Source organism: Massilia sp. CFBP 13721, assembly GCF_014842025.1.
In the GTDB taxonomy this organism is placed as follows: Bacteria; Pseudomonadota; Gammaproteobacteria; order Burkholderiales; family Burkholderiaceae_D; genus Telluria.
In genome coordinates, this window is sequence record NZ_JACYUY010000061.1 from 1 (window position 1) to 1,082 (window position 1,082).

1 rRNA gene is annotated in these 1,082 nt (G+C 53.9%); it reads right to left on the minus strand.

The features are described 5' to 3' along the window. Positions 1-15: 15 nt before the first annotated feature. Positions 16-1,082 (minus strand): 16S ribosomal RNA (locus IFT60_RS26155); the annotation flags it as partial.

The window sequence follows — 1,082 nt, forward strand, 5'->3', positions numbered from 1 at the left end:
CCGGTGCTACTCTAGAAAGGAGGTGATCCAGCCGCACCTTCCGATACGGCTACCTTGTTACGACTTCACCCCAGTCACGAATCCTACCGTGGTAAGCGCCCCCCTTGCGGTTAAGCTACCTACTTCTGGTAAAACCCGCTCCCATGGTGTGACGGGCGGTGTGTACAAGACCCGGGAACGTATTCACCGCGACATGCTGATCCGCGATTACTAGCGATTCCAACTTCACGCAGTCGAGTTGCAGACTGCGATCCGGACTACGATACACTTTCTGGGATTAGCTCCCCCTCGCGGGTTGGCGGCCCTCTGTATGTACCATTGTATGACGTGTGAAGCCCTACCCATAAGGGCCATGAGGACTTGACGTCATCCCCACCTTCCTCCGGTTTGTCACCGGCAGTCTCATTAGAGTGCTCAACTAAATGTAGCAACTAATGACAAGGGTTGCGCTCGTTGCGGGACTTAACCCAACATCTCACGACACGAGCTGACGACAGCCATGCAGCACCTGTGTTCAGGTTCCCTTTCGGGCACAGCCAGATCTCTCCGGCCTTCCTGACATGTCAAGGGTAGGTAAGGTTTTTCGCGTTGCATCGAATTAATCCACATCATCCACCGCTTGTGCGGGTCCCCGTCAATTCCTTTGAGTTTTAATCTTGCGACCGTACTCCCCAGGCGGTCTACTTCACGCGTTAGCTGCGTTACCAAGTTAATTAAAACCCGACAACTAGTAGACATCGTTTAGGGCGTGGACTACCAGGGTATCTAATCCTGTTTGCTCCCCACGCTTTCGTGCATGAGCGTCAATCTTGACCCAGGGGGCTGCCTTCGCCATCGGTGTTCCTCCACATCTCTACGCATTTCACTGCTACACGTGGAATTCTACCCCCCTCTGCCAGATTCAAGCCTTGCAGTCTCCATCGCAATTCCCAGGTTGAGCCCGGGGCTTTCACGACAGACTTACAAAACCGCCTGCGCACGCTTTACGCCCAGTAATTCCGATTAACGCTTGCACCCTACGTATTACCGCGGCTGCTGGCACGTAGTTAGCCGGTGCTTATTCTTCAGGTACCGTCATTAGC